The 14,129-nt window shown below is 73.9% G+C and carries 17 protein-coding genes; 14 read left to right on the top strand and 3 right to left on the bottom strand.

Features of this window, described 5'->3' with window-relative positions:
• Nucleotides 1–98 precede the first annotated feature (98 nt).
• Nucleotides 99–644 carry a 2'-5' RNA ligase family protein gene (locus tag DGO_RS02430; RefSeq protein WP_014683894.1) on the top strand — a complete coding sequence of 182 codons (546 nt, stop codon included), beginning with the start codon at nucleotides 99–101 and terminating at the stop codon, nucleotides 642–644.
• Between the two features lie 52 nt (nucleotides 645–696).
• A complete protein-coding gene (locus DGO_RS02435; RefSeq protein WP_014683895.1) occupies nucleotides 697–1,326 on the top strand; it encodes an SDR family NAD(P)-dependent oxidoreductase in 630 nt (209 codons plus the stop codon).
• 26 nt (nucleotides 1,327–1,352) lie between these two features.
• Here DGO_RS02435 and DGO_RS02440 read toward each other — a convergent pair whose 3' ends face one another.
• Both DGO_RS02440 and DGO_RS02445 read right to left on the bottom strand, forming a co-directional pair.
• The gene (locus DGO_RS02440) at nucleotides 1,353–1,913 is read right to left on the bottom strand and encodes a 5-formyltetrahydrofolate cyclo-ligase (RefSeq protein WP_043800717.1); all 561 of its coding nucleotides are present in this window, start codon (nucleotides 1,911–1,913) and stop codon (nucleotides 1,353–1,355) included.
• Between the two features lie 62 nt (nucleotides 1,914–1,975).
• The gene (locus tag DGO_RS02445; RefSeq protein WP_014683897.1) at nucleotides 1,976–2,836 is read right to left on the bottom strand and encodes a DUF4394 domain-containing protein; all 861 of its coding nucleotides are present in this window, start codon (nucleotides 2,834–2,836) and stop codon (nucleotides 1,976–1,978) included.
• Nucleotides 2,837–3,096: 260 nt separating this feature from the next.
• Between DGO_RS02445 and DGO_RS02450 the strand changes: the two genes are divergently transcribed.
• Entirely contained in the window at nucleotides 3,097–3,627 is a 531-nt protein-coding gene (locus DGO_RS02450) for a phosphoribosyltransferase family protein (protein WP_014683899.1), read from the top strand.
• Between the two features lie 87 nt (nucleotides 3,628–3,714).
• On the opposite strand, the gene DGO_RS02455 is transcribed toward DGO_RS02450, so the two are convergent.
• On the bottom strand, nucleotides 3,715–4,041 hold the full coding sequence (locus tag DGO_RS02455; RefSeq protein WP_014683900.1) for a hypothetical protein: 327 nt from the start codon (nucleotides 4,039–4,041) through the stop codon (nucleotides 3,715–3,717).
• Nucleotides 4,042–4,175: 134 nt separating this feature from the next.
• Here DGO_RS02455 and DGO_RS02460 point away from each other — a divergent pair, with 134 nt between their 5' ends.
• From DGO_RS02460 to DGO_RS02515, 11 genes are all read left to right on the top strand, one after another.
• Complete coding sequence (locus DGO_RS02460) at nucleotides 4,176–4,652, top strand: NUDIX domain-containing protein (protein WP_014683901.1); 477 nt, start codon at nucleotides 4,176–4,178, stop codon at nucleotides 4,650–4,652.
• Nucleotides 4,653–4,666: 14 nt separating this feature from the next.
• The gene (locus tag DGO_RS02465) at nucleotides 4,667–6,094 is read left to right on the top strand and encodes a M1 family metallopeptidase (protein ID WP_226991421.1); all 1,428 of its coding nucleotides are present in this window, start codon (nucleotides 4,667–4,669) and stop codon (nucleotides 6,092–6,094) included.
• Nucleotides 6,095–6,151: 57 nt separating this feature from the next.
• Complete coding sequence (locus tag DGO_RS02470) at nucleotides 6,152–6,940, top strand: BON domain-containing protein (protein ID WP_014683903.1); 789 nt, start codon at nucleotides 6,152–6,154, stop codon at nucleotides 6,938–6,940.
• Nucleotides 6,941–6,983: 43 nt separating this feature from the next.
• Entirely contained in the window at nucleotides 6,984–8,219 is a 1,236-nt protein-coding gene (locus DGO_RS20885; protein ID WP_145975232.1) for an aminoglycoside phosphotransferase family protein, read from the top strand.
• Between the two features lie 43 nt (nucleotides 8,220–8,262).
• Nucleotides 8,263–8,580 (top strand): PadR family transcriptional regulator, encoded by a 318-nt coding sequence (locus DGO_RS02485; protein ID WP_014683905.1) that lies wholly within the window; start codon nucleotides 8,263–8,265, stop codon nucleotides 8,578–8,580.
• Nucleotides 8,577–8,954 carry a hypothetical protein gene (locus DGO_RS02490; protein WP_169330984.1) on the top strand — a complete coding sequence of 126 codons (378 nt, stop codon included), beginning with the start codon at nucleotides 8,577–8,579 and terminating at the stop codon, nucleotides 8,952–8,954. The genes DGO_RS02485 and DGO_RS02490 overlap by 4 nt, the downstream gene beginning before the upstream one ends.
• Nucleotides 8,951–9,685, top strand: a complete 735-nt coding sequence (lepB, locus tag DGO_RS02495; RefSeq protein ID WP_043800727.1) for a signal peptidase I — start codon at nucleotides 8,951–8,953, stop codon at nucleotides 9,683–9,685. The genes DGO_RS02490 and lepB overlap by 4 nt, the downstream gene beginning before the upstream one ends.
• A 68-nt stretch (nucleotides 9,686–9,753) precedes the next feature.
• Complete coding sequence (locus tag DGO_RS02500; RefSeq protein ID WP_043800732.1) at nucleotides 9,754–11,499, top strand: sensor histidine kinase; 1,746 nt, start codon at nucleotides 9,754–9,756, stop codon at nucleotides 11,497–11,499.
• Nucleotides 11,496–12,521, top strand: a complete 1,026-nt coding sequence (locus DGO_RS02505; protein ID WP_043800737.1) for a DUF4097 family beta strand repeat-containing protein — start codon at nucleotides 11,496–11,498, stop codon at nucleotides 12,519–12,521. Before DGO_RS02500 ends, DGO_RS02505 begins: the two co-directional genes overlap by 4 nt.
• Entirely contained in the window at nucleotides 12,518–13,201 is a 684-nt protein-coding gene (locus DGO_RS02510; RefSeq protein WP_050920653.1) for a response regulator, read from the top strand. Before DGO_RS02505 ends, DGO_RS02510 begins: the two co-directional genes overlap by 4 nt.
• 4 nt (nucleotides 13,202–13,205) lie before the next feature.
• Complete coding sequence (locus DGO_RS02515) at nucleotides 13,206–14,093, top strand: DUF2268 domain-containing putative Zn-dependent protease (RefSeq protein ID WP_043800739.1); 888 nt, start codon at nucleotides 13,206–13,208, stop codon at nucleotides 14,091–14,093.
• Nucleotides 14,094–14,129 lie beyond the last annotated feature (36 nt).

The raw sequence follows: 14,129 nt of genomic DNA on the forward strand, positions 1-14,129 counted from the left end.
GGCGTCCGGGCCGTCTGGACGCCCGGCGTGCCGGGACGGGGGCTAGACTGGCGCATGTCCGACCCGAAAAGCCGCGTCCCGCGCGTGTTCCGGCCCGCATGAGCCCCTCGTACCTGCTGGCGGCGCTGCCGCCCCCGGCCCTCGCCGCGCGCATTGCCGCCTTCCGGAAGGCCCACGCCCTGCGCGACGCGGCGGCCACCCCCCACATCACCGTCAAGGCGCGCAGCGGCCTCGCGCCCGACCTGGGCTGGGCAGACGCGGCGCGGGCGGCGGTCGCGGCGTACCCCCCGGTGCGGGTTCAGGTCGGCGGCCCGGCGGTCTTCCGCAACGGCACGGCGCTGTACCTCGGCGTGCAGAGCCCGGACGTGGTGGGCCTGCACCTCGCCCTGCTCGCGGCCCTGCGCCCGGCGCAGCGGTTCGGCTACGAGGGACCGCACATGACGCCGCACCTCTCGGTCGCGCTGGCCCGGCGGGGCACCGACCTGTCGGCGCTGCTGGCGTCGGCCCGCGTGGCCTTCGCGGACCTGGAGGCCGGGCCGCTGGCCTTCACCGTCCACGAGGTCGCGCTGCTGCGCAAGGCCGGGCCGGGCGGGGTCTACCTGCCGGCCGGGTCCTGGCCGCTGGGTGAAGACCGGGAGGGTTAGGGCGTAGGCGACCGTACCGTTCGGGGCGCGGCCATGCGCTTTGCTGTGGGCCATGCAGACCATGATTCTGGGGGCGACCGGGGGCATCGGGGCGGCGACGGCGCGGGCCTTCGCGGCGCAGGGCGACACGCTGACCCTTTCGGGCCGTGACGAGGGCAAACTGGCGCAGCTCGCCGCCGAACTGGGCGCGGCCTCCCGCGTGGCCGACGTGGGTTTCGAGAGCCACGTGCGCGCGCTGTTCGAGGGGGCCCCCGCACTCGATACCCTGGTCTACGCGGCCGGGGCCGCCTGGCCGCACCCGCTGGCGGAGGCGAAGGCCGAACAGGTGCGCCAGGTCTGGAACGCGAACTACTTCGGGGCGCTGTGGGTCCTCAAGCACGGGCTGGCCCGTCTGGCGCCCGGCGGCCGGGTGTACCTCATCGGCGCGCGCCCCGAACTCGTCACCGCGCGCGGCTTCTCGCAGTACGCGGCGAGCAAGGCGGCCCTGGCCCGCGCCGCCGAGATCGCCCGGCTGGAAACGCGCGGCCTCGCCCTGACGCTGGTGCTGCCCCCCGCCGTGGACACGGGGCTGTGGACCCAGGTGGGGCGCGCCCCGAAAGGCGCCCTGTCGCCCGACGCCGTGGCCCGGGCCATCGTGGCCGACCGCGCCGGACCCGTCCAGACCGAGCTGCGGGTGGAGTAGGGAGGGTGAGGGCTGGAGGGGACGGCTCAGTCCCGCACCCGCTCGGCCCGGTCCTCCGTCGCCAGCCACCCGGCGCGGCAGTCGTGGGGCTCGCTGGGCAGCTCCGGCACGACCAGCGCCGACCACACTGCCCCGATCACCAGCCCGCCGAAGTCCGGCAGCAGGCGGTCGTAGAAGCCCCCGCCGTAGCCCAGGCGCACGCCGCGCCGGTCGTAGGCCAGGGCGGGCAGCAACACGGCGTCCACCGTCGCCAGGGCTTCTTCGGGCGCGTCGGCCGGCGGTTGCAGCGCCCCGAAGCGGCTGGGTTCGGTGGCGGTGTGCCAGGGGTGCAGGGTCAGGCGCGGTGAGGGCCGAAACCGGGCACGTGGGGCCAGCAGCGTAAAATCGTGCTCCAGCCCCGACACGTCCGGTTCGCCCGGCAGCGCGCGGTAGGCCAGCACCCTCCGCGCGCCCTGGGCGTGCAGCAGGTCGCGCAGGTGGGCGGTAAGGGCTTCCGAGCGGTCGGGCAGGGCCGCCCGTGCCGCCCGTGCCCAGGTCCGCCACTCGGTCTTTGGGGCGTCCGGCGCGGGGGCAGGCGGGAAGGTCATGCCGCAAGGGTAGCGGGCCACGGTAGGGGCGGGCCATCCCGGTCTGGCCCGCCCATTCAGATTCAGCGGCTGGGCAGCTTGAGAGCGAGGGCCTTGATGCTCACGCCGCTGATGGTGCTCACAGCGGTCGCGGCGCTTGAGGTGGCGCTCAGGTTCACGCGGTAGAGGGTGGTGCTGTTGCCCAGGACGGCCGTCATGTAGGCGTCGCTGGCCCCGGCGATGTCGAACCCGACCAGGCCGGTGCCCACGTCCACACCCAGCTTCGAACGGGTAACCAGGGTGCTAAAGGCTGGGCCGACCGTATTTTCGACCAGGGTGTCGTTGGCCGAATCAATGGTGTACAGGACGGTGGCCGCGCCGGTCGGCACCGCGCCGGCCGTGCTGTCGTTGTACGAGTTGGTGTAGGCGGCTGCCGTCAGCACGGGCGCGGTCGTAGCGTCCCCTGCCGCGTAGGCGAAGTTGCCGTCGGAGGTCACGGTCCCGGCCGGCGAGGTCGAAGGCACGGGCGTGCTGGTCACGGTCAGGCGGTAGTTGTCGTTGGCGGTGCCCACCACACGCAGGCGGTTGGCGACCGGATTGAAGTCGATGGCCTGCGTCGCCTTGCCCACCGAGGAACCGTCGGCCGTGGCCGCGCCCGTATCGGTGTTGATGACGTAGATCTTGCCCGCCGCCGTGGCGGCGTACAGCCGGTTGTCGGTGTTGCGGAAGTCGAGGTCCACCAGCGCTTCGCCGGCGGCGAGGCCGGTGACGCTCACCGCGCGGTAGCTCGCGGCGGCGTTAGCGGTGCCGAAGGTCGCGAGCTGGTTGCCGCCGACGAGACCGTAGGCGGTGACGCCCTCGGGTGCGGCGGGTGTGACAGGGCCGTTGTTACAGGCCGACAGCACGAGGGCGGACAGGACGGTCAGGGCAGCGATTCGTTTCATGGAAGAACCTCCGGGGTGGGGGTCGGGGTGGGGGTCGGAAGTCGGCCGGTGGCCGACAGGCGGCAGCCCGCGCCGGCCGGCCCGCAGGCCGCCGCACGGTCCAAAGGAAACATCTGGCCCACTCAGCTTTAAGCAGGCGCGGCCCGGCCGGATGACTTCAGACCTTGACCTGAACTTCATCTTTCATCTGGCCGACATCCGGCTGTGTTGGTTTCCTGCGTCCTCAGGCGTCTTGGCCCGGGCGGGGTACACTTGCGGGCGTGAATACGTTTCAGGTCCAGGTGGGCCAGGTGAGCCGGGAGCTGCCCGTCGTCGAAGTCGCGCCAGGGGTCAGCGTGGCGCTGTTCAACATGCTGGGCGACACCGAGGTCACCGAGGCGGCCGGGCGCGAACTGGCCGCCCTCATCCCCGCCGATGTCGACGTGCTGGTCACCCCCGAAGTCAAGGCGCTGTCGCTGGCGCACGTCATCAGCCGCGAGAGTGGCAAGCCCTACATCGTCATCCGCAAGACGGAAAAGCCCTACATGGTCGAGCCGGTGGCGCGCGAGGTGGTCAGCATCACGACCGGCAAGCCGCAGCTGCTCGTTCTCGACGGCTTCGACGTGCCCAAGATCCGGGGCCACAAGGTCGCCATCGTGGACGACGTGGTCTCCAGCGGCGGCACCCTGCACTCGCTCCAGCAGATCATCGAGGAGGTGGGCGGCGAGGTCGCGGCCGTGGTCGCCGTCTTCACCGAGGGCCAGGAGCGCCCCGAAGTGATCGCCTTGGGCCACCTGCCGCTGTTCAAGTAGGTCCGTCGGCAGGCGGGATCGTCCGGAACGGAGGAGGGGGAAGGCCGAACAAGCGGCCTTCCCCCTCCTCCGTTCGGCGTCCGTTCCTCAGCGGTCGGTGCCGGGCAGGGGCCTACTGCGCGCGGGGCCGCCGTCCACGCCGCCGCTGCGCTCGGCTCCCTCTCCGCCGGCCGACGCGCCGCCCAGGTCGCTGCCCATCGCGCTGTTGGGGGTGCCCTGACGGTCCTCGAAGTCGCTGCCGCCCAGCAGGCCGTCGTCGAAGCCGGGCTGGTCGTTGGGGTTCTTGGCGTCGTCCTCGGTGTCGGCGCGCAGGATGCCCTCGGCGGCCATCTTGTCCTGAATGAGTTCGCCGGTAGTGCCCTCGTCCACCACTTCGGGCGTGAAGCTGGTCTCGTCGCGGTCGGGTTTGGTCATGCGCCGAGCCTACCCGCCCCCGCCGCCTGCCGGGCTGAGGTCATCTTGAGAGACCCTAGGGCATAGGGACCACCCCCGACAAAGTAAGGCGTCGCCGCCGCCCGCCCCGCAGCGGGCGCTAGACTCGCCGGCACATGAGTCACCTGTCGCGCACCCTGCCGATCAAGCGCGCCGCGCATGTCTACCTGGTCCACGAGGGTCAACTCCTGCTGGTCGAGGAACGCATGGACGACGGCAGCATCTTCTACGGCCTGCCCGGCGGCAAGGCGAACGCCGGCGAGACGCTGGGCGACGCCGCCGTGCGTCAGGTCCTCGTCGAGACGGGCCTGCGCGTCACCGACCTGATGTTCGTGAGCCTCATCGAGGGCGAGCTGCTCACCGGCACGCGCAACGAGTGCTACGCCAATTTCGGGCGTTTCACGGCGTCGTTCAGCGGCGACCTCGCGCCCACCGACCCCGAGGTGGTGGGGGTCAAGTGGGTGCCCTTCGAGCAGGTCGAGGGCCTGGTGCGCTACGGCCCGCCGCCCGAGGTCGAGGAGCGCAATCCCCTGATCTGGGTGCCCACCCGCGACTTCGTGCGCGGCCAGCCCCGCGCCTACTACCCGATCTGAAGGTGCCCGGGAAGGTGTCCAGCCCCCGGCGCGCCGCGCTGCCGCTCGCCTTCCTGGGGGCGCTGCTGCTCTCGGCCGCGCCCGTGACCCCGCTGCCGGGCGCAGCCCCCATCGGCGACCGCATCTATCCCACGCTGGGGCAGGCGGGGCTGGACGTGCGGCACTACGACCTGCGCCTCACGGTGCCGCGTCCCGGCACGCTGGAACTGAGTGGCGAGGTCACGCTGACGCTCGCGGCCACGCGGCCCCTGTCGGCCATCGCCCTGGACTACCTGGGGCCGGCGGTGCAGGAGGTGCGCTGGAACGGCGCCGTGCGGGCCTTCGCCCTCGACCGGGCGGCGGGCAAGCTGCGGGTCACGTTGCCCGCGCCGCTGCGCCCCGGCGAGGCGGCGCGCCTGAGCGTGCGCTACGCCGGGGTGGCCGCCCAGGTGCCCGACGCCCTGCTGCCTACCGGCTGGCAGGCGGTGCCGGGCAAGGGCGGCGCGGGCGGGGCCAACTATGCCCTGAGCGAACCGGCGGGCACGCGCGGCTTCCTGCCGGTCAACGACCATCCCTCCGACCCGGCGACCTTCACCGTGCGCGTCACCGTGCCGGCGGGGTACACGGCCGCCGCCAGTGGGCTGGAGACGGGCGTGGCCGACAGCCCGGCGGGCCGCACCTTCACCTTCGAGCAGGCGGTGCCCATTCCGACCTACGCGCTGGCGATCCACGTCAATCGCTTCGCGCGGGTGGACTCGCCCCCGGTGCCGGTCGGCGTGGGCGGCGCGGCGGTCGTGCGGCGCGATTATTTTCCGGCCGGCCTCGGGTCGCGGGAGACGGCCGTGCGCGCGCCCTATCGCCGGACCGGCGAGGTGCTGGAGGTGCTCGCGGGCTGGTTCGGCCCCTTCCCCTTTGCGGCGCACGGCTCGGCCATCGTCGAGAGCGGCGTACCCGCACTGGAAACCGCCACCCTGAACACCATGCCGGTGCAGTCGAGCAACGAGCGCGTGCTCGTCCACGAGACGGCGCACCAGTGGTTCGGGGACCGCGTGGTGCTGGCCGACTGGTCGGACGTGTGGCTCAACGAGGGCTTCGCCACCTACGCCGAACTGCTGTGGGCGCAGGCCCAGGGCGAGGACGGCGGGGCGGTCGTGGCCGGCTGGTACGCCCGCCTCGCCGGTCGCCCGACCCGGCCCCTGCCCGCGACCTCGGCCGAGGAACTGTTCGACCGCACGGCCTATCTGCGCGGCGCACTCGCCCTCCAGGCGGTGCGGGCCGAAGTCGGGGACGCGGCCTTCCGGGCGTGGCTGCGGGCCTACGTGACGGCCTTTTCCGGCCGGCCGGCCAGCACCGCCGGGCTGCTGGACCTGACGCGGCGCGAGCTGGGCGCGCGGGCCGAAGCGGCGCTGCGGCTGTGGGCCGAGTCGCCCACCCTGCCGCCGCTGCCCCCCACCGCTCCCTGAAGATTGCCCCAACGTGACGCCAGTCACATCTTCAGGAAAGGAGCTTAGGCTGCGGGCATGTGGCCTTTCGGAAAGAACACGGCAGAGCGCGTCAAGGACGCCATCAACGCGAACTCGGTGCTGTCGCCCCTGGGGCTGGCGGTCCAGGAGCAGGGCGGCACCGTGACCGTGACCGGTGAGGTACCCCGGCAGTCGCTGGTCGGCCTGATCAGCGCGGTCGCGGGCGGCATCAGCGGCGTGCGCAGCGTGGACACGAGCGGCGTGACCGTCACCGAGACGCAGGCGGCCCCGGCGGCCGACGAGAACACCGGGCCGGTCCAGATGCCCGACATCGTGCAGGAGAGCGCCGGCCCGGCGACGGCGACGCCTGCCAGCACGCCCACCCCGGCCCCTGCCAAGTCGCCTGCCCAGACCGACCTGAGCGACAAGCTCACCGAGGACAACAGCCGCGTCGCCAAGGCCGTGCTGGCCGCCCTGCGCGGCAACGGCGAACTGGCCGACGATCCCATCGACGTGCTCCAGAGCGGCAAGAGCGTGATCCTGCGCGGCGTGGTGGACAGCGACCACGAAAAGCGCCTCGCTGAACAGCTCGCCCGCGACGTGGACGGCGTGGCCGGCGTGGACTCCAGCGGCCTGCGCGTGGCCGCCGGGGTCAAGGACCTCGCCAAGGAGAAGGACGAGCAGACCGGCGACACGGTCTACACCGTCAAGCCCGGCGACAGCCTGAGCGCCATCGCGCAGAAGTACTACGGCGACGCGATGGAATACAAGAAGATCGCCCACTACAACAACATCAGCAACCCCGATCTCATCCAGCCCGGCCAGCGCCTGCGCATTCCCGGCTGAAGTTCGCCCGGCGGCCCCGGAAGTGGCGGCTAGACTCGGACCCGTGTCCGGTCTACCGCCGCTTTCCTGTGAGGTCGTCCTCTGGCACCCTGACGGTCGGCGGGTGCTGCGGCGGGGCGGGGCGCTGCCCGTCCTCGATGTTCCGCGCGGGGCCGACCCCGCCGGGGTGGTGCTGGAGGTCTGGGGCTTGCCGGTCTGGCCGCTGCACGATCTGGGGGCGCGCTTCGGCCTGGGCGGGACCGTGCAGTTTCAGGCGCGGACCGGGGAAGCCCCGGGGGGAATGGCCTGGAGTCCGGTCCTGCCGGAACCCGTCCCGGGTGCCCGCCCCTGGCAGCGTCCCGGCTGGCCCGCGCGCACGCTCGCGTGGCTGGACACCGAACTGGCCGCGTGCGGGCAGGTGCGCAGCGGTCCGCCCACCTTCATCTCCATGCACGACCTCAATACGGTGTGGGAAGTGCCGCTGGCGACAGGGCCCGCCTTCCTGAAAATCAGTGAGGGCGGGCGCGAGGCGGCGGTCACGGCCGAGGTGGCCCGCACCCTGCCTGATCTGGCGCCGCCACTGCTGGGCGCGTGGCCGGAGGTGGGGGCGCAGCTCGTGGCGTCGGGCGGGCAGCTGCTCGACGGCGTGCCTGATCTGGAGGCCTGGACGCAGGCGCTGACGCGGCTGGCCGATGTTCAGCGGCGCGCCGATCCGGTGGCCCTCGCGGCGGCGGGCTGCTCGGCGTGGCCGCTGAACCGGACGGGTGAGGCCGTGCTGGACCTGCTGGGCGATGCGGCGACGTTGCGGGGCTGGGGCCTGCCGGCGGCCGAGGTGGACGCCCTGCGGGGGGCGCGGCCGCGTGTGCGCGCCCTGCTGCGCGACCTCGCGGCGCATGGTCTGCCCGATCGGCCCGCGCACGGCGACGCCCACCCGCGCAACGCGCTGCGCGGCGCCCGGGGCAGCGTGTGGTTCGACTGGAGCGAGGCGGCCAGCGCGGCCCATCCCTTCATGGACGCGGGGTGGTTCCTGGCCTTCGCGCTGCACCCCCAGCGGGGCGGCCTGCCGGTGCGGTCGCTGGCCGGGCTGGACACCGCGCTGGCCGGAGCCTTTCTGGGGAGCTGGGGCTGCCCGGACGCCACCCCGCTGCTGTGGCGGGCGCTGCCGCTGGCCCTGCTGCACCGCGCGGCCGCCTACGACCGGCAATTCCGCGACTGGGCGGGCACGGTGCCGGGGTGGCGGCCCCTGTACACCCGCTTCGCCCTGCGGCAGGCGGTGGGGGAGTTGAGCCGACTGGACTGAGACTCACTACTATCACACCCTGATATCGAAAGCTGATAGCCATATGGATGTCAATCTCTTCAAGGGCAATCTCGACCTGATCCTGCTGAGCGTGCTGGAGCGCGAGGGGGGCTACGGTCAGGACGTCGCCAAGCGGGTGCAGGTGCTGACCGGCGGCGAGATCACCCTCAACGCGGGTAGCCTGTACCCGGCGCTGCACCGGCTGGAGCGTTCCGGCTTCCTGGCGGCGCAAGAGGAGCAGCTCGCGCGGGGAGGCCCCCCGGTCCGGACCTATGCCCTGACGGATGCAGGCCACGCCGAACTGGGACGGCGGCGCGAGAAGTACCGGGCCTTCGACCGGGCGCTGCGGAGCCTGTGGTGAGCGGGGGCAGGGGGGCGGAACCGGGCGCGGAGCTGCCGCCCGGCGTGGCCGCCTACCTGGGCCGGGCGACGGCGCTGCTGTGGCCGGAGCGGCGGCGCGCCGTGCGGGCCGAGCTGTACGCGCATCTCTACCACGAGCATCTCGACGCCCGGCTGCGGGGACTGGACGAGGCGGCGGCCTGGGCCGAGGCCCTGCGCGCGGCCGGTCCCGTCTGGGGTGTGGCCCTGAGGCTGGCCCAGGTCCATATGGGCGGCCTGACCGTGCGCACGCTGCTGCTGGGGGCGGCGCTGGGCGGCGCGGCCTACGCTGTCCGGCCCCACCTGACACATGTGCCGTTGCCGGTCCCGGCCCAGACGCAGCCGGTGCGGCCATGAGCGGCCGGTCCTGGCGTCGGCTGTGGCGCGACTGGCTCTCGCCCGCACTGTTCGCCCTGCTGCTGACCCAGTTCGGGGCCTCGGCGGTGCGGGTGGACGGGGTCAGCATGCTGCCCACCCTGCGCCACGGCGAACTGCTGGCGCTGCCCAAGGCCGAGGGCTGGGCGCACCGGCTGCGTCTGGGCGGGTACCACCGGGGCGACCTCGTGGTGTTCAAGCCGCCGCGCACCCTGGCGGCCGAGTGGCGGCGCGACTACCGGGGGGTGCCGCTGCCCTGGGCCTACCGTCCCGATCTGATCAAGCGGGTGGTGGGGGTCCCCGGAGACCGCGTCGCCATGCGTGCCGGGCGGCTGTATGTCAACGGGCGGGCGGTGGCCGAGCCGCGCGTGCTGGGCTACTGGGGAGCGCTGTGCCCTGACCGCGCCAGCCGGCTGGCGAACACGGTCGCGCAGGCGCCGGACCACACCGGCCTGCCCGAAACCGTGGTGCCGCCCCGCACCTATTTCGTGATGGGTGACAACCGCAGCCCCGGCGGCAGCCTGGACAGCCGCAGCTTCGGGCCGGTGGCGGCCTGGGACATCGAAGCCCGCGCCGTGGCGAGTCTCTGGCCGCTGGCCGCGCGCCGGGACGCGGTCCCCGCCTGTGACGGCCAGCCGTACCCCGAGCGCCGGGTGCGGGCGACCGGCCCCCTGCAGCCGAACGTGCGTCTCCTGGTGGACACCCCGCGCTGAGGTCGTTCTTCTGCCGTTCCCCCTTTCGGCGGACGTTCCTGCGCTCCTGCTCGCCTAGGCTCTGGCGCATGATGGGCTGGATGGAGGAGAGGGACGAACTGCGGGCGATGCGGCGCGAGGGGCCGCTGAGCGACCTCGGCGACCCGCACACCTACCGGGTGGCCCTGTACGTGCTGCTGGCCCTGCCGGTGGGCGGCGCGGCGGCGGCGCTGCTGACCGGCGGCGTGGTCGCGGGGCTGCTGAGCCTGCCCGTACTGGTGGGCGCGGCCCTGCTGCTGGGGGCGCTGTGGCTGGTGGGCGGCCTGGCCGACGTGCAGCGCGTCCTGGCCGGGCTGTTGGGCGTGGGGTTCGTGCGCCCGGCGCTGGCCCCCGCCTACACCGGGGTGTTGCCCTGGCTGCGCGCGACCCTCAGCGATCCCGACACCTACCGCGCCCTGCTGTTCCACGTCGTGCAGCTGCCGCTGGCGCTGCTGTGCTGGCTGGTACTGGGGCTGCTGCTGGCGGTGGCCGCCGTGGGCCTGAGCGCCCCGCTGTGGGCCTCGGCTCCCGAACGGGTCTCGCCCGCCCTGCTGACCTGGGGCAACCTGAGCGCGCAGCCCACGCCGCTGGCGGTCGCCGGGCTGGTGCTGCTGGGGCTGGGGGCGGTGGTGGTGGGTACGGGCGTCCTGAACCTGATGGGCCGGATGTGGGGGCGGCTGGCAGGCGCGCTGCTCTCGCAGGGGGGGGCCAGCGAGGCGGCGCGGCGCGAGGTGCTGGCGTTGCGCCGCGCCGCCGGGCGGGTCGCGCTGGGCGACGACCTGAACGCCACCCTGCGCGACCTGACCGACCAGGCCCGCGCCGCGAGCACCGCCCGCACGGTCGCGCTCGCGGCTCCCGGCGGCGCGCTGCGGGCCCTGAGCGGCGCGCCTCTGGAACCCGGCGACGACCTCGCCGATCCGGACATGGGGGGCGGCGTGCCCCTCTCGGGCGGGGCCGTCGTGCGGACCCTGGGGGGCGGGGGCACGCTGGCCCTGTTGCCGGTCACGCTGCCCATCTCCTCCGGGGTGGGGGGCGGCACGCTGCGGGCCGTGTACGCACCGGGCCGGCGGCCGGGGCCCGACGAACTGGCCTTCCTGCTGAGCATCGCCGACCACGCGGGCACCGCGTTGCACGCCGCCGAACTCATCGAGCGGGCGGGCGCGCGGGCCGGCGAGCAGGAGCGCGCCCGGCTGGCCCGCGAGCTGCACGACAGCGTGGCGCAGGCGCTCTACGGCATCACCTTGGGGGCCAAGACGGCGCGCGCCACCCTGGAGCGCGACCCGGTCCGCACCCGCGCGAGCCTGGACTACACCATCCGGCTGGCCGAGGGCGGCGTCTCGGAGATGAAGGCGCTGCTGTTCTCGCTGCGCCCCGACGCGCTGGAGGAAGGTGGGCTGGTCGCGGCCCTCTCGCAGCACGCCCACGCCCTGGAGGCCCGACACGGCCTGAGTGTCCACGCCGAGCTGGGGGCCGAGCCGTCCCTGACGCCCGACACCCAGGCCGCTGCCTACCGTGTGGCCCAGGAAGCCCTGCACAACGTGGTCAAGCACGCGCGGGCGGGGGCGGTGTGGCTCTCGCTGCGTGAGGAGGGCGACGAGGTGCGCCTGGAGGTGCGCGACGACGGGCGCGGCTTCGACACGGCGGCGGCGGGGCGCGGCACCCTTGGCCAGCGCAGCATGCGCGAGCGCGCCGCCGGGGTGGGCGGCGCCCTGCGGGTGAGCAGCGCCCCGGGCGAGGGTACGGCCGTCGTGCTGACCCTGCCCGCCGCTCCGGCCGAATCGCGGGAGCGCGCGTGATCCTGCCGCCCCCCCGGCCGCTGCTGCCGGTCCTCGCGCGCATGGCGCTGGGGCTGGCGCTCGCGTCGGCAGGGGGGCTGCTCGTGTGGCAGGGCCTGGACTGGCGGCCCACCCCCGGTCTGGAGACGGTCACGACCCCGGCCGAGGTGCCGCTCGACGGGCCGCTGCCCCTGGACTACGCGGACGCGGCCACCGTGAACCTCGCGGGCGACCGCAGCGACCTGAACGTCTCGCCGCTGGCCGCCGGCAGCCCGGACCTGCTGCGCGGCGAGGCCCGGCACCGCCGCCGCAACCCGCTGGGCGTGTCGGTCGGCCGCGAGGGCCGCGCGGTGCAGGCCGACCTGTCGCTGTACGTCAAGGACCTGCAACGCGGCGGGGTCGTCGCGCCCGAGCCGGTGCAGCACACCCTGAGCGTGGGGCTGAGCCGCGCCGTGCCCCTCACCCTGGGCACCCTGACCTCGGGCGGGGACCAGCGGCTCGACCTGCGCGGGCTGCGCCTGCGCGCCCTGACCGCCCGCAGCGACAGCGGCGACCTGACCCTGACCCTGCCCGCGCAGCCCGGCGGCCCGCTCGCCCTGATCACCCGGCGCGGCGAGGTGCAGGTCTCGGCCGGGCCGGGGGCCTCGCCTGAGGCGCTGCGGGTCAACGGGCAGTCGGGCGACCTGAAGCTCGCGCTGGGCGGCGCGCGCCTCGACGCCCTGAGTGCCGGCACGCTGGGCGGCGACGTGACCCTCACGCTGCCCGCAAGGGTCAACCGGGGCAGCGTGACCACCCAGAGCGGCGACGTGGAGGTCACGGCCCTGAGCGGCACGTCCGGTAACCTCGACATCCGCACCCAGAGCGGCGAGGTCACCCTGGGCGTGCCCGCCGGGCTGCGGGTGCGGGTGCGCTTCACCGGCCGCGAGACCCTGGTGCTGCCGCCCGGCACGCCGCCCGCCACCGCCCCCGACCTCGACGTGTTCGTGGACGCCCCGCCGGGCAACTTCACCCTTCGCGCGCCGTCCCAGGAGGACCAGCCATGACCGATTCCGCCGCATCTGATTCCGCCGCAGCCGTCCCCACCGTCCGCGTCCTGCTGGTGGACGACCACGCCGTCGTGCGCCAGGGCCTGCGCCTGTTCCTGGGCCTCGACGAGCACATCGAGGTGGTGGGTGAGGCCAGCAACGGCGAGGAAGCCCTGGCCGAGGCCGGGCGCCTGCACCCCGACGTGGTCGTCATGGACCTGATGATGCCCGTGATGGACGGCATCGCCGCGACCCGGCAGCTGCGCCGCGCCCACCCCGACACCGAGGTCATCGCCCTGACTTCCACCCTGGAGGAACACAAGGTGAACGGCGCCATCGAGGCCGGGGCCATCAGCTACATGCTCAAGGATGCGTCGTCGGACACATTGGCCGACGCCATCCACGCCGCCGCGCGCGGTGAAGTGCGGCTGCACCCCGAGGCGGCCAAGCGGCTCGTGCGCGATTTCCGGGGCGGCGAGATGCGCGAGAGCCTGACGCCCAAGGAGACCATCGTGCTGCAACTGCTGGCGCGCGGGCACAGCAACCGCGACATCGCCGCCGATCAGGGGGTCTCCGAGGCGACGGTCAAGACCCACGTCTCGCGCCTGCTGAGCAAACTGGGCCTGGACAGCCGCACCCAGGCCGCGCTGTACGCCCTGAAGCACGGCGTGGCGAGCCTGGACGGGGTGGAGGTGTAGAGCGGTGGGTGTGCGGCTGGTCACTGGAGACGTTCCGCGCTTCTGGGAGGCGTTCGGGCCGGGGAACCGTCTGGGCGCCCCGGACATGGCCGCCCGGCTCCGGCAGGTGTATCTGGAGCCGGGAACGGTGGGGCTGCGGGCGCTCCTGCCGGGGGACGAGGACGCGTCGGGAGCGCTCCTGGGGGCGCTGCGGGCCCACCGGGACTATTACGTGAGCATCCGGGCCGAGTCGCTGCAGGTCATCCGGACCTTGCCCGCGCGGCTCGAAGCCGTGCTGGAGCGGCTGTCCGGCCTGTTCCCCGAGCTGGAGGCCGATCTCTATGTGGCCGTGGGGGCGCTCGGCCGGGGCGGCACACTGGGCCGGACAGGTGGGCGGCGCTTCGCGGTCGTCGGCCTGGATTTCTTCTGCGGCGGACCGCACGCCGCGAACGGCAGCCTGAGTGCCTGGCAGCGCAGAGTCCTTCATCCGGCGGCCGCATTGCCCGGTGTGGTGGCCCACGAACTGATCCACACGCTTCAGCCCGAGGTGAGGGTGGAGGACCTGACCCTGCTGCAAGCCGTGCTGGCGGAGGGCGCCGCCGAGTATCTGGGCCGCATCGTCGCCGGAGACACCATCAACGCCCACCTGTACGGGTACGGTCTGCGTCACGAGGCCGAACTGCGCCGGCGCTTCCAGGCCGACCTGGCTGCCGGGGCCCCTCTGGAACGCTGGCTGTACCAGGGCGAGCAGGCCGGAGCAGAACCCGCCGACCTGGGCTATTTTCTCGGGTCGCAGATCGTGCAGGCGTACCACGAGCGGGACCGCGACCGGGCGGGCGTCCTGCGGGAGCTGCTGGACCTCCCCCTGCACGACCCGCAGACCTTCTTGCGGCGCAGCGGTTATTTCGGGTAGGTGACAAAAGAGCGCGCCCCACCACGCGGGCGGGGC

This window comes from Deinococcus gobiensis I-0, from assembly GCF_000252445.1.
GTDB classification, from domain to species: Bacteria; Deinococcota; Deinococci; order Deinococcales; family Deinococcaceae; genus Deinococcus; species Deinococcus gobiensis.